Annotated in this window: 16 protein-coding genes, 1 tRNA gene and 2 pseudogenes; 9 read left to right on the top strand and 10 right to left on the bottom strand. The window is 64.7% G+C overall.

All coding sequences use genetic code 11. The features are described from left to right. Nucleotides 1–137 precede the first annotated feature (137 nt). Entirely contained in the window at nt 138–590 is a 453-nt protein-coding gene (locus C469_RS12275; protein WP_008007015.1) for a DoxX family protein, read from the bottom strand. Beyond that, the gene (locus C469_RS12270) at nt 587–1,639 is read right to left on the bottom strand and encodes a WD40/YVTN/BNR-like repeat-containing protein (protein WP_008007013.1); all 1,053 of its coding nucleotides are present in this window, start codon (nt 1,637–1,639) and stop codon (nt 587–589) included. Before C469_RS12270 ends, C469_RS12275 begins: the two co-directional genes overlap by 4 nt. A 119-nt stretch (nt 1,640–1,758) precedes the next feature. Here C469_RS12270 and C469_RS12265 point away from each other — a divergent pair, with 119 nt between their 5' ends. Beyond that, complete coding sequence (locus tag C469_RS12265; RefSeq protein ID WP_008007011.1) at nt 1,759–2,784, top strand: TatD family hydrolase; 1,026 nt, start codon at nt 1,759–1,761, stop codon at nt 2,782–2,784. Nucleotides 2,785–3,293: 509 nt separating this feature from the next. Here C469_RS12265 and C469_RS12260 read toward each other — a convergent pair. Continuing rightward, nucleotides 3,294–4,187, bottom strand: a complete 894-nt coding sequence (locus C469_RS12260) for a fumarylacetoacetate hydrolase family protein (RefSeq protein WP_008007009.1) — start codon at nt 4,185–4,187, stop codon at nt 3,294–3,296. Between the two features lie 44 nt (nt 4,188–4,231). Beyond that, nucleotides 4,232–5,587, bottom strand: coding sequence for an amidohydrolase family protein (locus tag C469_RS12255; RefSeq protein ID WP_008007007.1), 1,356 nt, complete (start codon nt 5,585–5,587; stop codon nt 4,232–4,234). A 126-nt stretch (nt 5,588–5,713) separates the two neighbouring features. On the opposite strand from C469_RS12255, the gene C469_RS12250 reads away from it, so the two are divergent. The 6 genes and pseudogenes from C469_RS12250 to C469_RS12230 all read left to right on the top strand — a co-directional run bounded on the left by C469_RS12250 (nt 5,714) and on the right by C469_RS12230 (nt 8,453). Continuing rightward, nucleotides 5,714–6,328, top strand: a complete 615-nt coding sequence (locus C469_RS12250) for a TetR/AcrR family transcriptional regulator (protein WP_008007005.1) — start codon at nt 5,714–5,716, stop codon at nt 6,326–6,328. Between the two features lie 213 nt (nt 6,329–6,541). After that, entirely contained in the window at nt 6,542–7,216 is a 675-nt protein-coding gene (gene phoU / locus C469_RS12245; protein WP_008007003.1) for a phosphate signaling complex protein PhoU, read from the top strand. 5 nt (nt 7,217–7,221) lie between these two features. Then, nucleotides 7,222–7,620, top strand: coding sequence for an acyl-CoA thioesterase (locus tag C469_RS12240; RefSeq protein WP_008007002.1), 399 nt, complete (start codon nt 7,222–7,224; stop codon nt 7,618–7,620). A 76-nt stretch (nt 7,621–7,696) separates the two neighbouring features. After that, entirely contained in the window at nt 7,697–7,936 is a 240-nt protein-coding gene (locus tag C469_RS12235) for a glutaredoxin family protein (RefSeq protein ID WP_008007000.1), read from the top strand. Beyond that, nucleotides 7,933–8,013 (top strand): annotated as a pseudogene (locus C469_RS17400) (cob(I)yrinic acid a,c-diamide adenosyltransferase); the annotation flags it as partial. The gene C469_RS12235 and the pseudogene C469_RS17400, both read left to right, overlap by 4 nt. 161 nt (nt 8,014–8,174) lie before the next feature. Beyond that, nucleotides 8,175–8,453, top strand: coding sequence for a DUF7553 family protein (locus C469_RS12230; RefSeq protein WP_008006998.1), 279 nt, complete (start codon nt 8,175–8,177; stop codon nt 8,451–8,453). 18 nt (nt 8,454–8,471) lie between these two features. On the opposite strand, the gene C469_RS12225 is transcribed toward C469_RS12230, so the two are convergent. Next, nucleotides 8,472–8,990, bottom strand: coding sequence for a hypothetical protein (locus C469_RS12225; RefSeq protein WP_008006997.1), 519 nt, complete (start codon nt 8,988–8,990; stop codon nt 8,472–8,474). 84 nt (nt 8,991–9,074) lie between these two features. Between C469_RS12225 and C469_RS12220 the strand changes: the two genes are divergently transcribed. Beyond that, nucleotides 9,075–9,149, top strand: a tRNA-Val gene (locus tag C469_RS12220). A 333-nt stretch (nt 9,150–9,482) separates the two neighbouring features. Here C469_RS12220 and C469_RS12215 read toward each other — a convergent pair. From C469_RS12215 to C469_RS12195, 5 genes and pseudogenes are all read right to left on the bottom strand, one after another. Then, entirely contained in the window at nt 9,483–10,055 is a 573-nt protein-coding gene (locus C469_RS12215) for a PH domain-containing protein (RefSeq protein ID WP_008006995.1), read from the bottom strand. Nucleotides 10,056–10,061: 6 nt separating this feature from the next. After that, entirely contained in the window at nt 10,062–10,757 is a 696-nt protein-coding gene (locus C469_RS12210) for a PH domain-containing protein (RefSeq protein WP_049911404.1), read from the bottom strand. A 995-nt stretch (nt 10,758–11,752) separates the two neighbouring features. Further along, a pseudogene (locus C469_RS17685) lies at nt 11,753–11,963 on the bottom strand (IS200/IS605 family transposon protein TnpB); the annotation flags it as partial. A gap of 298 nt (nt 11,964–12,261) precedes the next feature. Then, on the bottom strand, nt 12,262–13,587 hold the full coding sequence (gene glmM / locus C469_RS12200) for a phosphoglucosamine mutase (RefSeq protein WP_049911403.1): 1,326 nt from the start codon (nt 13,585–13,587) through the stop codon (nt 12,262–12,264). Nucleotides 13,588–13,668: 81 nt separating this feature from the next. After that, complete coding sequence (locus C469_RS12195) at nt 13,669–14,667, bottom strand: hypothetical protein (RefSeq protein WP_147587300.1); 999 nt, start codon at nt 14,665–14,667, stop codon at nt 13,669–13,671. A 168-nt stretch (nt 14,668–14,835) separates the two neighbouring features. Between C469_RS12195 and C469_RS12190 the strand changes: the two genes are divergently transcribed. Next, nucleotides 14,836–16,890, top strand: coding sequence for a glycoside hydrolase family 15 protein (locus tag C469_RS12190; RefSeq protein WP_241430023.1), 2,055 nt, complete (start codon nt 14,836–14,838; stop codon nt 16,888–16,890). The last annotated feature ends 197 nt before the right edge of the window (nt 16,891–17,087 follow it).

Here is a 17,087-nt window from a genome sequence, read left to right as displayed (position 1 = left end):
CGGACGTACAGCGGCCTCCCTGGAACCGTTGTCGGTCTCGGAGGGGACGGTCGCGGGGCGGGTCCGACGTCGGAACGGCCGCGACCTGTCACGGCCGCAGAGCGGCTCGACGGCGTCGAGCCGCGGCTCGCCTTCGACTACTCTTCGCGGTCGGCCGCGTCGAGGAGCAGGATCGCTCCGCCGAGGAGCGCGACGTTTTTTAAGAAGTTGATCTTGTTGTCGTGACGCGCTTTCCCCTCCATCGTCCAGAAGTCGTGGATCGAGGGGGTGGTCCCGAGGAAGAACACGATCAGCGCGCCGGCGGACGCGCGGGGGAACTTCCAGAGGACGACGCCGAGGTTGGCGACGAACAGCATCCCGGTGACGAACGGCACGAGCGCGTCGGGCATCGGGACCCCCTTCTCCTCGGCGACCGCGACGCGCTTCTCGTTGTTCTTGAACCCGTCGACGGCCATGTACGCGAGGATACCGCCGTAGAGGGCGCGCCCGATCGCGGACGGCGGACCGGCGGTCGAACCCGAATCGGCGGTCGGTGTCTCGTCGGCGACCGTGGTCGAGTCGTCGACCGTGACCGCGTCGTCGTCGCTCACGCCGACACCACCTCGATGCGGCTGACGTTCGCGTCGACGCGCCCGACCGTCTCGTAGGCGCCGTCGGCGGTCCGGCGCATGATCCTGCCCTCGACGTCGTCGCGCTGGTCCGGCACGTCGAACAGCCCGGAGCCGCAGAGCACGTCGCCGTCGCGAACCGCCCACGTCTCGACGATCTCGTGGGGCTCGCCGGGGAAGGGGACGCGCTCGAAGTCGCGGCCGAAGTTCGTCGACTCGAACAGCGCGACCTCGTGGTCGTCGTTCACCCACGCCGGGGGCGCCTCCTCGCCGCCGCAGAAGAAGACGGTGCCGTCGTGGACGAACACGCACCGGATGTACGAGAAGTCGTTGCCGGTGTCGACCCGGTTCCACGAGTCGCCCGCGTCGGTGGTGCGCCAGAGCCCGCCCTCGCCGACCGCGTGGCCGAGCCCGAGGTTCTCGAGGTTGTGATCGAGGTACCCGGTCGTCGCGAGCCACACGTCCTCCGAGATCGGGAGGACCTGATGCACGTCGTCGACGATCGCGTCTCGCCGGTCGGTCCACGTCTGTCCGGCGTCGTCGCTGAGGTGGATCCCGCCCGCCTCGACGCCGGCGATCAGCCGCTCCGGGCGCCCGGGGACCGCCTCGAGCGCGCGCAGGCGAGCGTAGTGCGGGTCGATCGGCGACTCCCAGTGCCCGCGCGACGGGAGGTCGCGGAACCCCTTCAGCTCCGTCCACGTCTCGCCGTCGTCGACCGAGCGGAACAGGTAGGGGTCGTTCGTCCCGGCGTAGAGCGCGCCGTCGGCGGTCGCGAGGATCGACCACACCTCGCTCTGGCCGGCGTGCCAGAAGCGGTCCCCGAGGGGGACGCCGAGGTCCTCCCACGTCAGCCCGCCGTCCCGCGAGCGGTACGCCCCGGTCGAGGACGCGACGAAGACTCCCTCGGTGTGGTCCCACGACCTCGCGGCGGTGACGACGCCGCAGTCGAGCACCCGTTCCGGATCCCCCCGCTCGAACGGCACGGTCTCGGTCCGGTAGAGGCCGTCGTCTGTCCCGATCAAAAGTGTCATACACGCGTACGTGTGTCGAACACGTACTAAAGTTTTACCAAGCCGTAAAACGCTAAGTAGCAGCGGTCTCAACCGGCAGTCGACGACAGTTGCGGCCCCGACCCGGCGACGACCCACTCATGACAGCGCCTCACCCGACGAAACGACCGACCGACGCGACGTACCTCGACGACCGGGACCCGGCGGAGGACCCGCCCGATCCCCCGCGAGAGCTGTTGACGCTCCCGTGGATCGACATCCACAACCACGCGCACACGCTCTCGTGGGACGACCGAGAGCGGTACGCCCTGTCCGGCTGTCGCTCGATGATGATGGTCGCGTCGGGGTACCACTGGACGCCGTACAAGCCCGTCGAGGCCGACGACATCCGCTTCCTCTGGGACGACGCGATCAACCGGCGGGAAGCGATCGAGCGCAACCACTTCTTCGAGGCGAAGCTGGGGCTCGGCGTCCACACCGGCGTCCGCATCGAGGACCCCGAGGAGCTGTTGGCGGCGATGGACGCGTACTGCGCGCTCGACGAGGTGGTCGCCGTCGGCGAGACGGGCGTCGTCCCCTCCCAGCACGTCGAGCGGTGGGGCGTCGACGAGCAGCGGGCGGTCGTGCAGGCGCAGATGGAGCTCGCGGACGAGCACGGCCTCCCCGTGATCCTCCACACCCCGAACACGGCGAGCGAGTCGAAGCGCGCGTACCGCGACGGGCTCGGCGTGACGCCCGGATACGAGAAGAACGCGGGGCTCGGCGCCGACCCCGTCCTCGACGGCGAGAACCCCGCGTTGGAGTGCGTGAAGCTCGACGTGGCGGCCGCGCGCGACGCCGGCCTCCCCGAGGAGCGCGTCGTCGCCTCCCACGCCGACCGGAACAACACCGAGTACCTGATGGAACAGACCGACTGCTACCTGAGCTACACCATCGGCCACTCGTGGCTGGTCGGCGTCGACGCCGCGGACGTGGCCGACGCCATCGACGAGTACGGTCCCGAGCGGATCATGGTCGACACCGACTGCGCGAACGTCCTCCGGACCGACCCGTACGCCCTGAAGCGCGCGATCTTCGAGCTGTACCGCTACGGGATCGACCCCGACGACATCCGACGAGTTGTGCTGGAGAACCCGCGAGCGGTCTTCGACTTCGAACAGGAGTAGTCCGCCCGTTCTCGCCGGTGCGGCCCCGTCGAAACCTCGTTTTTCACGCAGATCCCTGAGCGACAGCGATGATCATTTATAAACAAACGAGGCGGTGGCGCGTGCCTGCGAGCGGCCACCGGCCGCGAGCAGCACGCGCGAGGGAGTCGCTGGCGCCGTCGGCGCCAGCGACGAGGCTGGGGAGGCGTGAGGTGCGGTGCTGTGCGGGGCAGGGTGGGACCCAAAGGGGCAGTCGCGAGGACGACTTAGGCGACGAAAGCACCGCAGGGAGCGAGTGAAACGAGCGACTGAGGAGCGCAGCGAGCGTAAGTCGTCCTCGCGACTGGGGCTTTGGAGGTGTTCACCGCCGATCTGTAGTCAGCTATTTATAAACGAGCGACTGGGGCTTTGGAGGTGTTCACCACAGTATCATCAACCACTTATAAACAGCCGACAGCAACACCACTCGATCACTTGTGAAAATCCGGAGCCGACTTGGCTCACGTACTCCCGTGAGGGTCGTCGCGCCGCTATTCTGCGTCGTACGCGAACTCGCTGGTCAGTTCGCCGACGCCCTCGACGCCGATCGTGACGCTGTCGCCGTCCCCCAGCAGCACCGGCGGCTCGCGGTAGACGCCGACGCCGGGCGGCGTGCCGGTGAAGAGGAGGTCGCCGGGGGTCAGCGTGAACGCCTGGCTACAGAAGGAGACGAGCTCGTCGATCCCGAAGATCAGGTTCGAAGTCGTGGACTCCTGGAGGCGCTCGCCGTTCACGTCCGCCCAGATCGACAGGTCGTGCGGGTCCGCCACCTCGTCCGTCGTCACGATCTCCGGGCCGATGGGAGCGAACGAGTCGAGGCTCTTCCCGCGGACCCACTGCCCGTCGCCGTGCTGGAGGTCGCGGGCCGACACGTCGTTGCCGACGGTGAAGCCGGCGACGTACTCTAACGCCTCGTCGGGGTCGACGCGGCGGGCCTCCTCGCCGATGACGGCGACCAGCTCGGCCTCGTAGTCGACCTTCCCCGTGAGGTCGGGGTCCCACGAGACGGTGTCTTCCGGCCCCGTCACCGAGGTGGGGAACTTCGAGAAGAGCACCGGCTCGTCCGGGATCGGGTTGTCGCCCTCCTCCGCGTGGTCGCGGTAGTTGAGCCCGACGCAGACGACCTTCCCCGGGTCGGAGACGGGCGCCGCCCGCGAGAGGTCGGCCGCGTCGCGGACGCCGACCCCCGTCTCCTCGGCGTACTCGACCGCCAGTTCGGCCTTCCGGCGCCACTCCCAGTCGGCGAGGAGGTCGGTCGTCGATCCGTCGATGCGGACCCCGGCGGCCGTGCCCGCCTCCGGGAGGCTGACCACGCCGCCGTCGTCGGTCGGGACGCCGCACCAGGGGTCTTCCGCGTCCGTCGTCGTGTATTGTCCGAGTTTCATGTGAGATGAGAGTTCGTATGGGGGTAGTGAGCCGGGTCGCGCGGTTACAGGTCGATGCCGGCCTCGTCGAGCAGGCGCTCGCCGGAGGCGACGAACCGGTCGAACTCCTCGTCGACCTTCGGGTTCGTCAGCTCGCCGTCGCGCTTGACGACCTCGCCGTCGACGAGGACCGTGTCGATGTGCGAGGGGTCCGACTGGAAGACGACCGTCTGGACCGGGGAGTGGCAGGGCGCGGTCATGAAGTCGTTCGTGTCGAAGAGCACGAGGTCCGCGCGCTTGCCGGGCGTGATCGTCCCGATCTCGTCGTCCAACCCGAGCGCCTTCGCGCCCTCGATGGTGGCCATCTCGAGGGTGTCGCGCGCGGTGACGCTCACCGCGGTGACCTCCTCGTCGCCCTCGAGGACCGCCTGGTTGTCGAACATCCGCTGAAGCTGCATCCCGATCCGCATCTGGCTGCCCATGTCGCCGCTAACGTTCGAGCAGACGTCGACGCCCCACGTCGGGCGGCCGCCCGCCTCGAGGACCTTCCCGGTGACGGGGATGCCGTGGCCCATCTGCATCTCGACCTCCGGCGTCGACGAGAAGGAGACGCCCTGCTCGACGGCGTGGTCGATGTCCTCCTGCGAGAAGTGGTTCCCGTGGGCGACGTTGACGTCGGGGCCGAGCATGTCCTCGATGCAGCCGAACCCCTGGTAGTCCCCGCCGTACACCGACGACGGCCACAGCGCGGCGCCCATGTGGATCGTCGAGAGCACGCCCAGGTCCCGCGCCAGTTCCAAGTCGCCGCGGGCGGTCTCGTCGGTACAGAAGTCCGGTCCCCGGAGCCCGAGCGCGAGGCTGAGCAGGTCGTCGTCGCGGATCTTCCCCTGGCGGAGCTCGCGGATGTTCTCCTCGGGGAGGCCGACGTCGCTCTCGTACCACCACTTCGCCGCGTCGTCGCCCGGCGGGCCGTAGGTGTACACGGCGCGCAGACCGGCGTCCTGCAGCGCGTCGACGGCCCGTTCGCCGTGTTCGAGCGTGTTCGGATACGACCAGTCCAGCGCCGTGGTCGTCCCCGTGTAGAGCTTCTCGAACGCGCCGAAGAGACCGCCGAGGTACATGTCCTCGGGCCGGTAGAGCCCGGTGATGTTGCCGAGCATGTGGTCGAAGTACTCCCCCATGAGCGACCAGTCGCCGGCGATGCCCCGGACCTGGGTCTGCGCGAGGTGGATGTGCGAGTCGACGAAGCCGGGGACGACGATCTTGCCGGACGCGTCGATGACCTCGGCGTTCTCGGTCGAGAGCCCGTGACCCACGTCGACGATCTCGCCGTCCTCGATCAGCACGTCCGCCTCCTCGCGGTCTCCGATATCCGGGTCGAGAGAGACGACCGTCCCGTTCTGAATGATCTTTCGTGTCATGTGTACGTATACCGTTTGACCAGGAGGTTAAAAATTTACTGTGTGGTAAATTCAGCGCGCAGGGAAGCGGGAAACTCGACCTCTCGGGTGGGATCGCTTATATGTCTCACCGGCGGAGAGGCTCGTATGAGCGACTCCCGCGAGACGGTCTCCGCCAAGGACACCGAGGAGGTGATCATGGAGGCCACGTTCCGTGCGCTGAGCAAGCACGGGTACACGGACCTGCGGATGCGTGACATCGGTGAGGAGATGGATCTGACGCGGCAGGTGATCCACTACCACTTCGATGGCAAGTACGACCTGCTGTCCGCGTTCCTGGAGTACGTCATCGACCAGTACGAGGGCAGCGTGGAGATAGACGGAGACGACGACCCGCGCTCGGAGCTCGACGCGCGGATCGACCAGTGCCTCTTCGGGCCGGAGTTCGAGGAGTTCAGCCACTGGGATCGGATGAAGGTGTACCACGAGCTGTACACCCACGCGCAAAACGACGGCGACCACCGGGAGATCTTCGACGAGCACTACGACCGCGTCCGCGGGAGCATCGTCGAGGTCGTCGAAGACGGGATCGAGCAGGGCGAGTTCGAGCCCGTCGACGCCGAGCGGATGGGACAGCTCATCACCGACGTCATCCACGCCGCGCGCGGACGCCGGATGGCGCTGGGGCACACCGACGCGCCCGAGGAGACCCGGAAGGCGATCGACGACTTCATTCTCAGCTCGCTGTACGCCGACGAGTGACCCCCCGGCCGACGAGTGACCCCCGGCCGTCGACCGCCCGCGGCTCGGACCGACGCCGGTCGTTTATAAACAACTGTCCGACGAGCCGCGGAGCCGCGAGGATTCCGGAAAGGGTCACGGTTCGGTCGGTTTCGGCGCAGAGACCGGGCGGACCGTAGGCGTTCGATCGGCGACGTGTTTTTATACGTCCGGTGAGCGTGATACGCCAACACGATGCCACGCGAACAGTACCAGACGAAGCTGGAAGGGCTCCGCGACGACGTCCTCTACATGAGCGAGCTCGTCGCCGAGCGGCTCCGGATGAGCCTCGACGCCTTAGAGCGACAGGACGGCGAACTCGGCGAGGAGGTCATCGCCGGCGACGCCGAGATCAACGATCTGTACCTCGAACTGGAGGGGCAGTGTACGGACCTCATCGCCCTCCAGCAGCCGGTCGCGGGCGACCTGCGCTTCATCGCCGCCTCGTTCAAGATCATCACCGACCTCGAGCGGATCGCCGACCTCGCGACGAACCTCGGCGGGTACGCGAAGCGGGCCGACCGCGAGGTGTTCCCCGACGTCGACGTGCAGCGCATCGGCGACGACACGCTCGCGATGCTGGAGGACGCGATGGAGGCGTACGCCGAGTCGGACCCCGAGCGCTGTTTCGCGGTCGCCGAGGCCGACGACGACGTCGACGCCGCCTGCGAGGCCGCGAGCGAACTCGTCGTGCGCGACCTGATCGAGCGCGACGAGCTCCGCGAGGAGGCGGGCGTGGAGGGGACGATGCGGAACGTCTCGCGGCTCCTGCTCACGATCCGCGACCTCGAACGCGTCGGCGACCACGCGGTCAACATCGCGGCGCGCTCGCTGTACATGATCGAGAACGACGACGAGCTGCTGTACTGACCGCCGTGAACGGTTACACCACCGAGATCGACGTTCGCTTCCGCGACATCGACGCGATGGGGCACGTCAACAACGCCGTGTACGCGACGTACATCGAGCAGGCGCGGACCGAGTACTTCCGGGACGTGCTCGACGCGGACCTCTCCTCGCTGGCGACGGTGTTGGCGTCGCTGTCGATCGACTTCCGGCGCCCGGTCGAGCTGACCGACGGGACCGTCGCCGTCGACGTGTCGGTCGCCGAGCTCGGCACCTCCAGCGTGACGATGACTCACGAACTCCGCGCCGGCGGCGAGGTCGTCGCCGAGGCGGAGGCGACGCTCGTGAGCCTCGATCCGGACTCCGGGAAGCCCGCCCCGATCGCCGACGAGCACCGGTCGACGATCGAGTCGTACCACGACATCTGACGGGCGGCGGGCGATCTGCCGACAACACTCCCGTCGACACCCTACCTTCTTGCCGCCGCGCGCCGATCGATCGGCCATGTCACTCCGACTGTACGCCCTCGACGGGTGTCCCTACTGCGAGAACGTGTCCGACGCGCTCGACGAGGCCGGCGTCGCGTACGAGACCGAGTGGGTGGACGCGCTCCACTCCGACCGCGACGAGGTGAAGCGGGTCAGCGGCCAGCGCGGCGTCCCGGTCCTGATCGACGAGGAGCGCGGCGTGACCATGTCCGAGAGCGCGAACATCTTGGAGTACGTCGAGCGGAGCCTCGCGTGACCATCTACACCGGCCGCGGCGACGGGGGCGACACCGACCTCCGGGACATGAGCCGGGTGTCGAAGGCGAGCCCGAGGAGTCGCTCGCGTACTGATCCCGCTTCCCGCCGCTCTTGCGCCCTCGTCGCCGTTCTCGGGTGAAACCGGAGTCCAGACTCGACGGCGACGGCGCGACCGCAGTAATCTGACCCCGCCGCACCGCCACAAAGGATATATCCGTCGCATCCCAAAGGACAGATATGAGCAAACACTTCGAAGACGCACGGTACTACCTCGGTCGCGCGGCGGAACACGCGAAGGCGGGCGTGAAAGAGGAGCTAGCGCCGATCGAGGCGCGGGTGAAAGACCTCGTCGGCATCGACGACGACGAGGAGCCGGAGCCGTCGCGGCTCGACCGGCTGCAGGCCGACCTGAAGGACCTCGAGGAGCGCGCGGAGGGCGAGGCCCGAGAGGCGGTGGCGTCGGCGCGCGAGCGCGTCGCCGACTACCGCGGCCGCGACGCCGCCAAGGCGGAGTAGAGCTCCGGTCGAACCCGGCTATTCGCTTTTGAAACGCGCGTCCTCGACGGCGAGTCGCTCCGCCGCCGGGACGACGGCGTACTCGATCCCCTCGCGTTCGAACAGCCTCCGCGCCCGCTCGATTCCCGCCTCGGCGTCGACGTCGGTCGCGCGGTAGTGTCGGATCGGGTGGCGGATCCACGAGGGCTCCCAGTGCGCGTACACGTCGGTCGTCTCGCGGTCCGGGCCGACGAACAGCGCGAGGTGGAGCTGGCGGTCGCTCGCGAGCGCGCCGTCGGGGTACCGGACCCAGCTCGCGACCGACGTTTCCGGCGGGGCGGCGTAGTCGCGGAACTTGAGCGACGAGACGAGGTTGCGGACGAAGCCGAGCCGGTGGAGCCGCGCCTCGACGATCGGAGCGGGCTCCCGGAGGGTGAACGCGTACTGGTCGCGCGGCGTCTCTCGCTCCGCGTAGAGCCCGAGCGCCGACAGCGGGAGGTGGAGGAGGCTCGCCGCGTGCTGGCGGAGGCGTTCGAGGAACCGGAGTTCGTGGGTCACGGCGGGTCGGTTCGGGCGCCCGGCGAAAGAATCTTCGCCGTAAAGTAACTCTTAAGTCTAGCGGTCGGATACGTCGACATGAGCGGGTTGGTGGTCTAGCCAGGTTATGACGGCTCCTTCACACGGAGCAGGTCGGCGGTTCGAATCCGCCCCAACCCACTTAAACACTTCCTCTCAGTGAAGTAGCAAACCGCATGACGGGGAGGCTTTCGCATTGTTCCCCCTCAGCGATTCACCCGTTCACCGGCTACTTTTGTCCCAAACCGCCATTTCAGAACCGCACCCGGGCGTAGCAATTGAAAATTGGTACGCTCGATAGAAAACTCGCTGACCGCATCAACCTCGCCCACTCTGCCTGTACGACTCGCTTACAATGCCGTTCCATCGACGTCAATCTCCGACCTACCTAGATCGTGTTAGAGATCCTGTGCGAGATAGGGAGAACGTCGTCCTCATGAGGCCCTCGTTGACCCTCTGGCTGCTCCCGAACGGCTACTCTTCGAGAGCGCTGCGAATCGCTCGGATCTCGTCACGGATTTGCTGCCACTGCGTCAGATCTCCAGGGATACCGGATCCCCGTCGATCCCCTCCACCGATACCATCGTCGGTCGATGCGGTTCGATCGACGAGTGCCCGGATGGAACGGGGGTCGTCGATCGCCCGGAACGAGAGGTCGTCCCCACCAGCGATTTCGAACGTCACTGAGCCGTACCCGAAGATCGATCCCGTGATATCCTGCCCGAAAGAGCTGTTCTGAACGGTTTCGAGGTTCGCCTGTGTGACAGACCGAGTGAAAACGCCGCGTTTCACGTAGAGCGCCTCGTCCGTTATCACGTACTGAACGCCTTGGAGAGCGAAATACTTCCAAATCGGGATCGCCACCCCGAGCGGGACGACCACGAGGAAGCGCAGGCTCCCGCTAAGAACACTGCCCGCGACCCCGGAGATGAGGAGGAGAACCCCGATCACGACTGCCGGAAGGGCAGTAGTGATCCGCGGGCGGCCGGACCACGCGACCGATTCGTCGGCGTCGATCGGGATAGCCGAGTCGATCGAATCCGTCATCGCTGGCTACCGTTCACCGTCCGACTCGCGGTCGCCGGGAGAGCTCTTCTCGCTTTGGTCTCCACTCACGAGGTCAGTGTGACTGGTGTCGTCCTCACCGGGAGATCGGTCGTCCGCCGCAGTACCGGTGGTGGACGTCGTGACGGATGTGGCTCCTGTCGTCCCCTGTCGTTCGTCGAGCGTCGACCGGATCGCCTTGAGTTCGACGAGGATCTCGTCAAGCACGTCGCGCTTCGTTTCACCGGATTCCGTCGTCGGTTCACCGCGGCTGCCCTTCACACGTTTATTGATGAGCTCCTGAACCTCCCGCGGTTCCGGAGCTGACCGGAACTGCATCTCGATGCCGGAGCCGCCGGCGGTCGAGACGTCCACGTTCCCGTACCCGAATTGAGAGCCGAAGAATCCCTGACTGTAGGACGTGTTTTGGACCTTTCCGAAATCGATACGCTGGACGTCACGCGAGAGGATACCCGTCTTCTTATACAGCCCATCGGTCGTCACGACGTAGTGCGTATTCTCGCGTTGGAGATAGGTGCCGGCGATGACGAACAAGCCGATGAGGACGAAAGAGAGCGGAATTCCGACGATAAGCGCTGGGATCAAACTACTCCTGTGTGGTTTTCCGGACCAGACAATCTCTTCATCCTCGTCCAGAGTTAACCAGCCGGCAGTCTCAGGGTCGGAGGTAGCGGACTCGGGCATACGAGGCAGTTCGCCAGATGGCTGTATTAAACTCCCGGCGAGGCGATGGCGAGAGTCGTCCGTCAGTGCGCTTTCCGAGATGTTCACACACCTAGCGACGGCATCCACTTCAGCTACGGACGATCACCGGCATCCGATTCGTTCTGGGATGGCTTCCCATCGAACAGAGATGTGAACCTGACCAGAAGAACCAGGACGATAGCCAGACCGAGGGTCGAGTATTCGACCGAAACCACCAGCCACTTCGCTGATTGGGTGGTGTTCATCAAGCTAATGAGAGCGGTGGGATAGCTATCGGGGGTTGAGTAGATCAGGATAACCCAGAGATTCTCTAATGAGTCCAGGAGTCGTGAACAGACAGTCAGCACCATCCCGGCCTTCGGAATCAGCACCAGGCGGTCGGCGAACCACAGTCGCTTCATCACGAGCGAATGGAGCGAGAAAAAGAGAAAGAACCCGGCGACGATAAAGAGGTAATCGAGCACCGAGAGGAGAACGACCGAATCCATGACCGGCTCGAATGCCTGTAAGATGGTGTTCACGTCGGTTCGAGTCGTTGCCTCCTGTAGGTCTGCGGTCGAATACCCGGACGTCTCGATCTCCCTCGTGACCGGCACGAATCCGAAGACGATGGTTCCGACGAACACACAGAAAGAGATGACCGCGACGACGCCGTGCGTTCTCGAAGAGCCGGCCTCCGCGTACGCTTCGACCGGTCGAAAGACGCTGATATCTCCTCGCATGTTTGCGACGGTACCGACGGACGTTGAGCGGCCGTGATGATAAAACGAGTGTAGGTCAGATAGTGGTCGGCGTGTCTTACCCGAATGACGTCCTCCTCGCCGTGAACGGAGAGGGAGCAAAACACCCTCAAGCAGTCGGGCTACGCCCGACGACGGCGAGGTTTCCTCGCGCTGGGAGTATGGGTTACCTTCCCGCGGAGGCAACTTGCGGGTTTGTATGCTCCTCGCTGGGACGGGGAGAGCGTGGTGACTCCGTCCACCGTCCGAGTCGCCCCAGAACCCGGGTTTGCTGTTGGCTTCGCTTTTCCTTTTGAGGCTAAAGAACGACCTCCGCGCTTCGCGGTTCTTGCGTTCGAGTTGCTGAACCGTGGATGCGCCGAGCGTTCCGCCGTAGCGACCGCGATACTCGCTGATGTCCCATACCGTCTTCGTCCGGGTCTTTGTAGTGTCCACCGCGCTCGTAGCCGTCGTTCGGACCCTCATTCCGCTCCGATCGCTTCGTTGATATCTGCAAACCCCTTGGCGGGGCTCGGTTGTCTATGGAGAACGCGTGGTTCAGAGGAGCAGAGTTCCATGGTGCGGGCTCATACACCGGTTTGTGAGATAGAAGGGTAGCACACCACAGGATCCAGATTGAATCTCGGAAACAGTCCCGGAAATGAAGAAATACAGAACAGGGGGTAGAACTCACCAGTAGAGGCGTTCTTACGTGATCTACAGATAAGCAAGGCGAGTGCCTCGGGGCTTGACCCCGAGGCGGTTCACATTTGTTGCTCAACCAGTCTAGAGGCGGTCTCGAAGACGGTATCGGCCCGCTGTGGATCTCTGGCCTCGGCAGTAACGCGAATACGTGGTTCCGTCCCGCTCGCACGCAGGAGGAACCAAGCGTCCCCAAGATCAACTCGGACACCGTCGAGGGTATCGACTGAATCGTATTCATTCCGCACTGTAGCAGAAATCCGTTCCATGACGCCGATCTTATCAGTGATTTCGAAGGTAGTTCGACGGGTAGGGTACCGCTCGAAATCGGCTATCTGTTCGGCGAGCGGACCCGTTTCAGCCACGAGTTCGACGAGTTTTGCCGCCGCTAACGGTCCGTCTGGACAGAGCGTATCTTCCGGAAATATCCACGCACCGCTCGGCTCGCCACCAAAAACGACACCTTCTTCGGTGGTTCGTTCGGCCACGAAGACGTCACCGACGCGAGTCAAAACGACCTCTGCACCAACGGCTTCGAGCGTGTCCGCTACGAGGAGGCTTGTATCCACGGGGACCGCGACACGGTCACCGGCTCCAGCCGCCTCCCGGGCGAACAGTGCCAACAGGACATCCCCAGGGACAAACTCCCCATCACCGGTGACAGCCATCATGCGGTCGGCGTCGCCGTCGTGAGCAATCCCGAGGTCCGCGTCGGTCTCCCCTACGGTTGTAGAGAGCGTTGAGCAGTTTTCGGCGGTCGGCTCACTAGGTCGCCCCGGGAATCGGCCGTCAGGTTGGGCGTTGAGCGTCTCGACGGAACAGCCGATCGCTTGTAGTGCTTCGACGCTGACGCCACCGGCCCCGTTGCCGATATCGATCACAACCGAAACCGACTCAACGGAGTCTACAGCCTCGGAGATAGCCTCGGCGTGACTCGCTTGTGCGCCAGTCCACGACGACCGCTGCCCGATATTGTTCCAGGGCTGCCGGTCAAACTCCCCCGTGCGGATCCGGTTGACGAGACGATCCTGTAGGGGCTGGTCGTACGCCTGTCCGGTGGGTTGCCAGAGTTTGAGCCCGTTATCCTGTGGCGGGTTGTGGGAGGCAGTCACCGCGATTCCAGCGTCAGCGTCCTGTTCGGCGACGCCTCGAGCGATCGTCGGCGTTGATGCAACGCCGACATCCACGACATCGGTCCCGCACTCAGTCAGTCCCGCCGTCAGCGCACCGGCAAGCATGGGCCCACTGGTACGAGCGTCTCGGCCAACGACGACACGGTCGGTCTCGGCTGCGACTGCCCGCCCGACTGTAAGCGCCAGTTCGGCGTCGACGTCAGTCCCAACGTGTCCTCTGATACCGCTCGTCCCGAAGTACTCTCCCTGTGTCATCGTCTTATTGCGAGAGGGCGCCGAGTATAAACCCTCTTCAGCCCATGACCAGCGGTCGTCGCGACGAAACACGTCTGCGCCTCATTCGTCGACACTCGTGTCATCAATCGAGTCGGATTGACGAGTGATGGGCGCGTCAGGAGGGGTACAGAACCGCTTCCAGAACGGGTGGGCAAACAGTTCACCGATGGTCTGGTCTCGGATGGCCCGTAGCCTGTCTTCGGCCGGCACTGCGGCGCCGCTGATCGACCGAAGCGGTGCCGGGACCGCCCCGGGGAAGGTCTGGACGAAGTCGGACCACGTCACGCCGGCAGGCCACCGACCCGTTTTGAGACGTCCCGCGGAGAGCAGATCTGCGGTCGGGATTCGCCCATCGGCGAGAGCGTCGAACGCCTCGTCATCCACGACACCGAAGCCGGAGGGCGTTCGTGGAAGAGGGGCATGCCAGTCCAGTTCCGGCAGCAATGGGACATCGTACTCCCGCGCGTACTCTCTGATCGGGTGAGCCGTGTGTTTCCCCTGTGCGAGGGCGTTCAGCGGGGCCGGATAGCCGGTCGTGTATCCGAGCGCGACAGCGAACGACTCATCGACGACACGGTCCAGAACGCTCCGGAGGTGCGCATCAGAGAAGCCGAGCTTCGGGAACCGCGGGTGGGCGGGGGCGACCCAAGCGGCCTCGCGGCCGAGGTCACACAGCTCGTCGAGTGAGCACGCTCGGGCGGGCGGGCGGTCTTCTATCGGTAATCCACAGACGGTTACGTGGCTGTCATCAGTTGCAACGGAGGTCTCGACACCGTTGATAACCGCCCCGCGGCTGCCGGCTACCGTGAAGACGGCGTGGGATTCGAACCGGTCGATTGTGCCACCGCGCTCGGTAACGCGTTCGGCAAGCCGATCGAACCGGTCGGGGTCGGCCTTCCAGTGTTCGGTACGTGTAAAGACCATATCGAGGTTCGGTGGGGCAGCACCCACCATTGAAACGTAATCCGCGTGATGGATCCCGTTCGTATGGCCCCTCACATCGCGTTCGGCGTGGTTCGAATCCGTCGTATGAGTGTGATGACAGAATATTGTTGGCATGTGTGCCTCGCATTTTTGAATATGCGGCCCGTGATCGTATTTTAAGTGTACTAGCAACAAGTGAGTTATAATGGTGTCCTTAACAGACCGTTTTATGAATAATTGCGTGTTGAGGGTGACGCAGGTTCGCTGTAGACAGCGGGACAGCGGTTGCCGGGAGAGACAGCAGTGACTGACCCAGAGCGACCGTTCGCCCCGCGACCGAGCGATAAGGACGCGATCGTGAGTGCGCCCTTCGGTGGCGGCCGCGACGTGCTTGCGGCGGTGAACAAGTACCCCGGAACCAACCACCGGGCGTGGAACGGGGCACTTATCGAGGAGGTTTCGGCGTTTCGACTCGACGTCGAACAGCTCTACGACTTACACACACTGCTGAGTCGAACGGACTCGGGAGTGACCCTCGACGTGCGCAACGATGCCGTTTCGAGTACCACCGGCTATACCTCGAGCCGTGTCCCCGAGATCGGGATTCACAACGACTTCCGGTTCCCTGACGGTGAGGCGGCAGCCCTCGATCAACGAGTACTCGTCAGTCCCAGCGCGCCGACACTGTTGGTCGACAACCGCGTGCGATTCGAAGATGCGCGGGGACACTCGCTGTTCACGCTGGCCAGCCTCGGGATGGACGACATACGAACCGGCGATGATGTCGAGGGGGCGGCTCGCCGACACATAAGCGGCTACGATTTCATCGTCGGACACGACGGAAACCGGCATCTCGCAATCGCTCAGCGGAATCCGGAGACGGGCCAAACCACGTTCGACGGGCAGCGAATCGGCCTCCAAGGCGTCGATTCGGGCCCGGACCGCAGCGCGTGGCAGGACCTCTACGTCGACGGGAACGGGACGCTGACCGAGACGACGGAGAAGGAGGGTAAAGTAGACGCCGCCATCGCGCTACATGCGGGGAGAGAAACCGACGTCCGCTGGACGACCGGCATCGGGTTTGGGAAGAGCGAACAGGAAGCTATCGATAACGTCCGGTGGACGCTGGATGCCGGGTACGAGCGCGAGCGCGCCACCTTCGAGGCGTTCTGGGAGGCGTGGTATTCGAGTCTCTCGTTGTCTCCTCCGGCCGACGCCACTGCGCGAGAGCTGTACGAGCTCTCGGTGACGAGCATCAAATGTGCCCAAGACCGCCGCGGGGGCATTATCGCCGGGGCGTTCAAGCCGGAGCAGTTCTCCTACCGCTACATCTGGCCGCGAGACCTGGTCATTATGATACAAGCGCTCTCGGCGGTCGGGGCGATCCCCGAAGCCCGGCGCGCCTTGGACTGGCTCAATCACGTTCAGATCGACACCCACACGACCGATACGCGAGACATCGACCGCTACGGCACGTGGTGGCAGAACTACTACGCTGACGGGAGCGATCACTGGCAGGAACTCCAACTCGACCAGGTCGGCGGACCGATATACGCCCACTGGCTCCTCTACGAGGAGACCGGTGACGACGCATTGTTAGAAGCGCACTATCCCATGAGCCGTCGGGCAGCAGACTTCCTGCTGTCGTGGGATCGGAACGGATTCCCGAAACGACATCAAGACCCTTGGGAAGAAATCTGGGGTCACACGACAGAGGGATCGGCGGCCGCTATCGCCGGGCTTCGGTCGATGGCTGAACTCGCCTCGGCAGCCGGCGACGACGCCTACGCCGAGCGCTGTCGCGAGTGCGCTGACACGTGGGCGAGTAACTTCCGCGACTACTGTTTCGAGGAGGACGGACTGTTGGGTGCCCACTACGTCACGGCGAGCAACCCCGAGTATCCGGACTCACCCCCGGCGGACCGCCGTCCTGACGGGGCCGTATTCATGGCATACTGGCCGTGGAACGTCGTTGCAGCCGACGACGAAACGATGGTCTCGACGGTCGAGCACGCCGACGACACCGCGTGGCGGGCCAAACGAAGCCAGTGTTTGGGCCGCTATCCCGGTGACGACTACACGCCGACCGGAGTCGACGAGGACGGTGGCTGGCCCATCTGTGAGGCCTACGCCGACATGGTTCGCTGGCAGAGCGGTCAGGACACCGATGCGGTCTCCGATTACGTCCATCATCACGCCCCCGAATGGGTGACGAGCGCAAACCTCCTCCCAGAACGCGTCGACGGGGCCGGTCGCCCCCGCTGGAACGCCAACCTCCTGTGGAGCCAAGCGACCTACGTGTTACTCGCCGAGAGCATGCGCCGTGGCGAACCGTACGGGATGGCGCCCGGAGAGTGATACGAACCTGCTGGACATCGACATGAAGTGTCCGCTCATCCCCTGCTGACCTAGTTGAACCCCACAAGGTGATGATTTCTGACTCTCAATCGCTCAGTACAGAGGTGGCGGTGAGCGATTACGGGAGTAGGTGAATCAGATCGGCTGAGCGGTTGTTTATAAATTGAATCGCGGTGTTGCTGTCGTCTATTTATAAG

It is taken from the genome of Halorubrum lipolyticum DSM 21995 (genome assembly GCF_000337375.1).
GTDB lineage: Archaea > Halobacteriota > Halobacteria > Halobacteriales > Haloferacaceae > Halorubrum > Halorubrum lipolyticum.
This window is presented reverse-complemented; position numbering and strand designations above follow the sequence as displayed.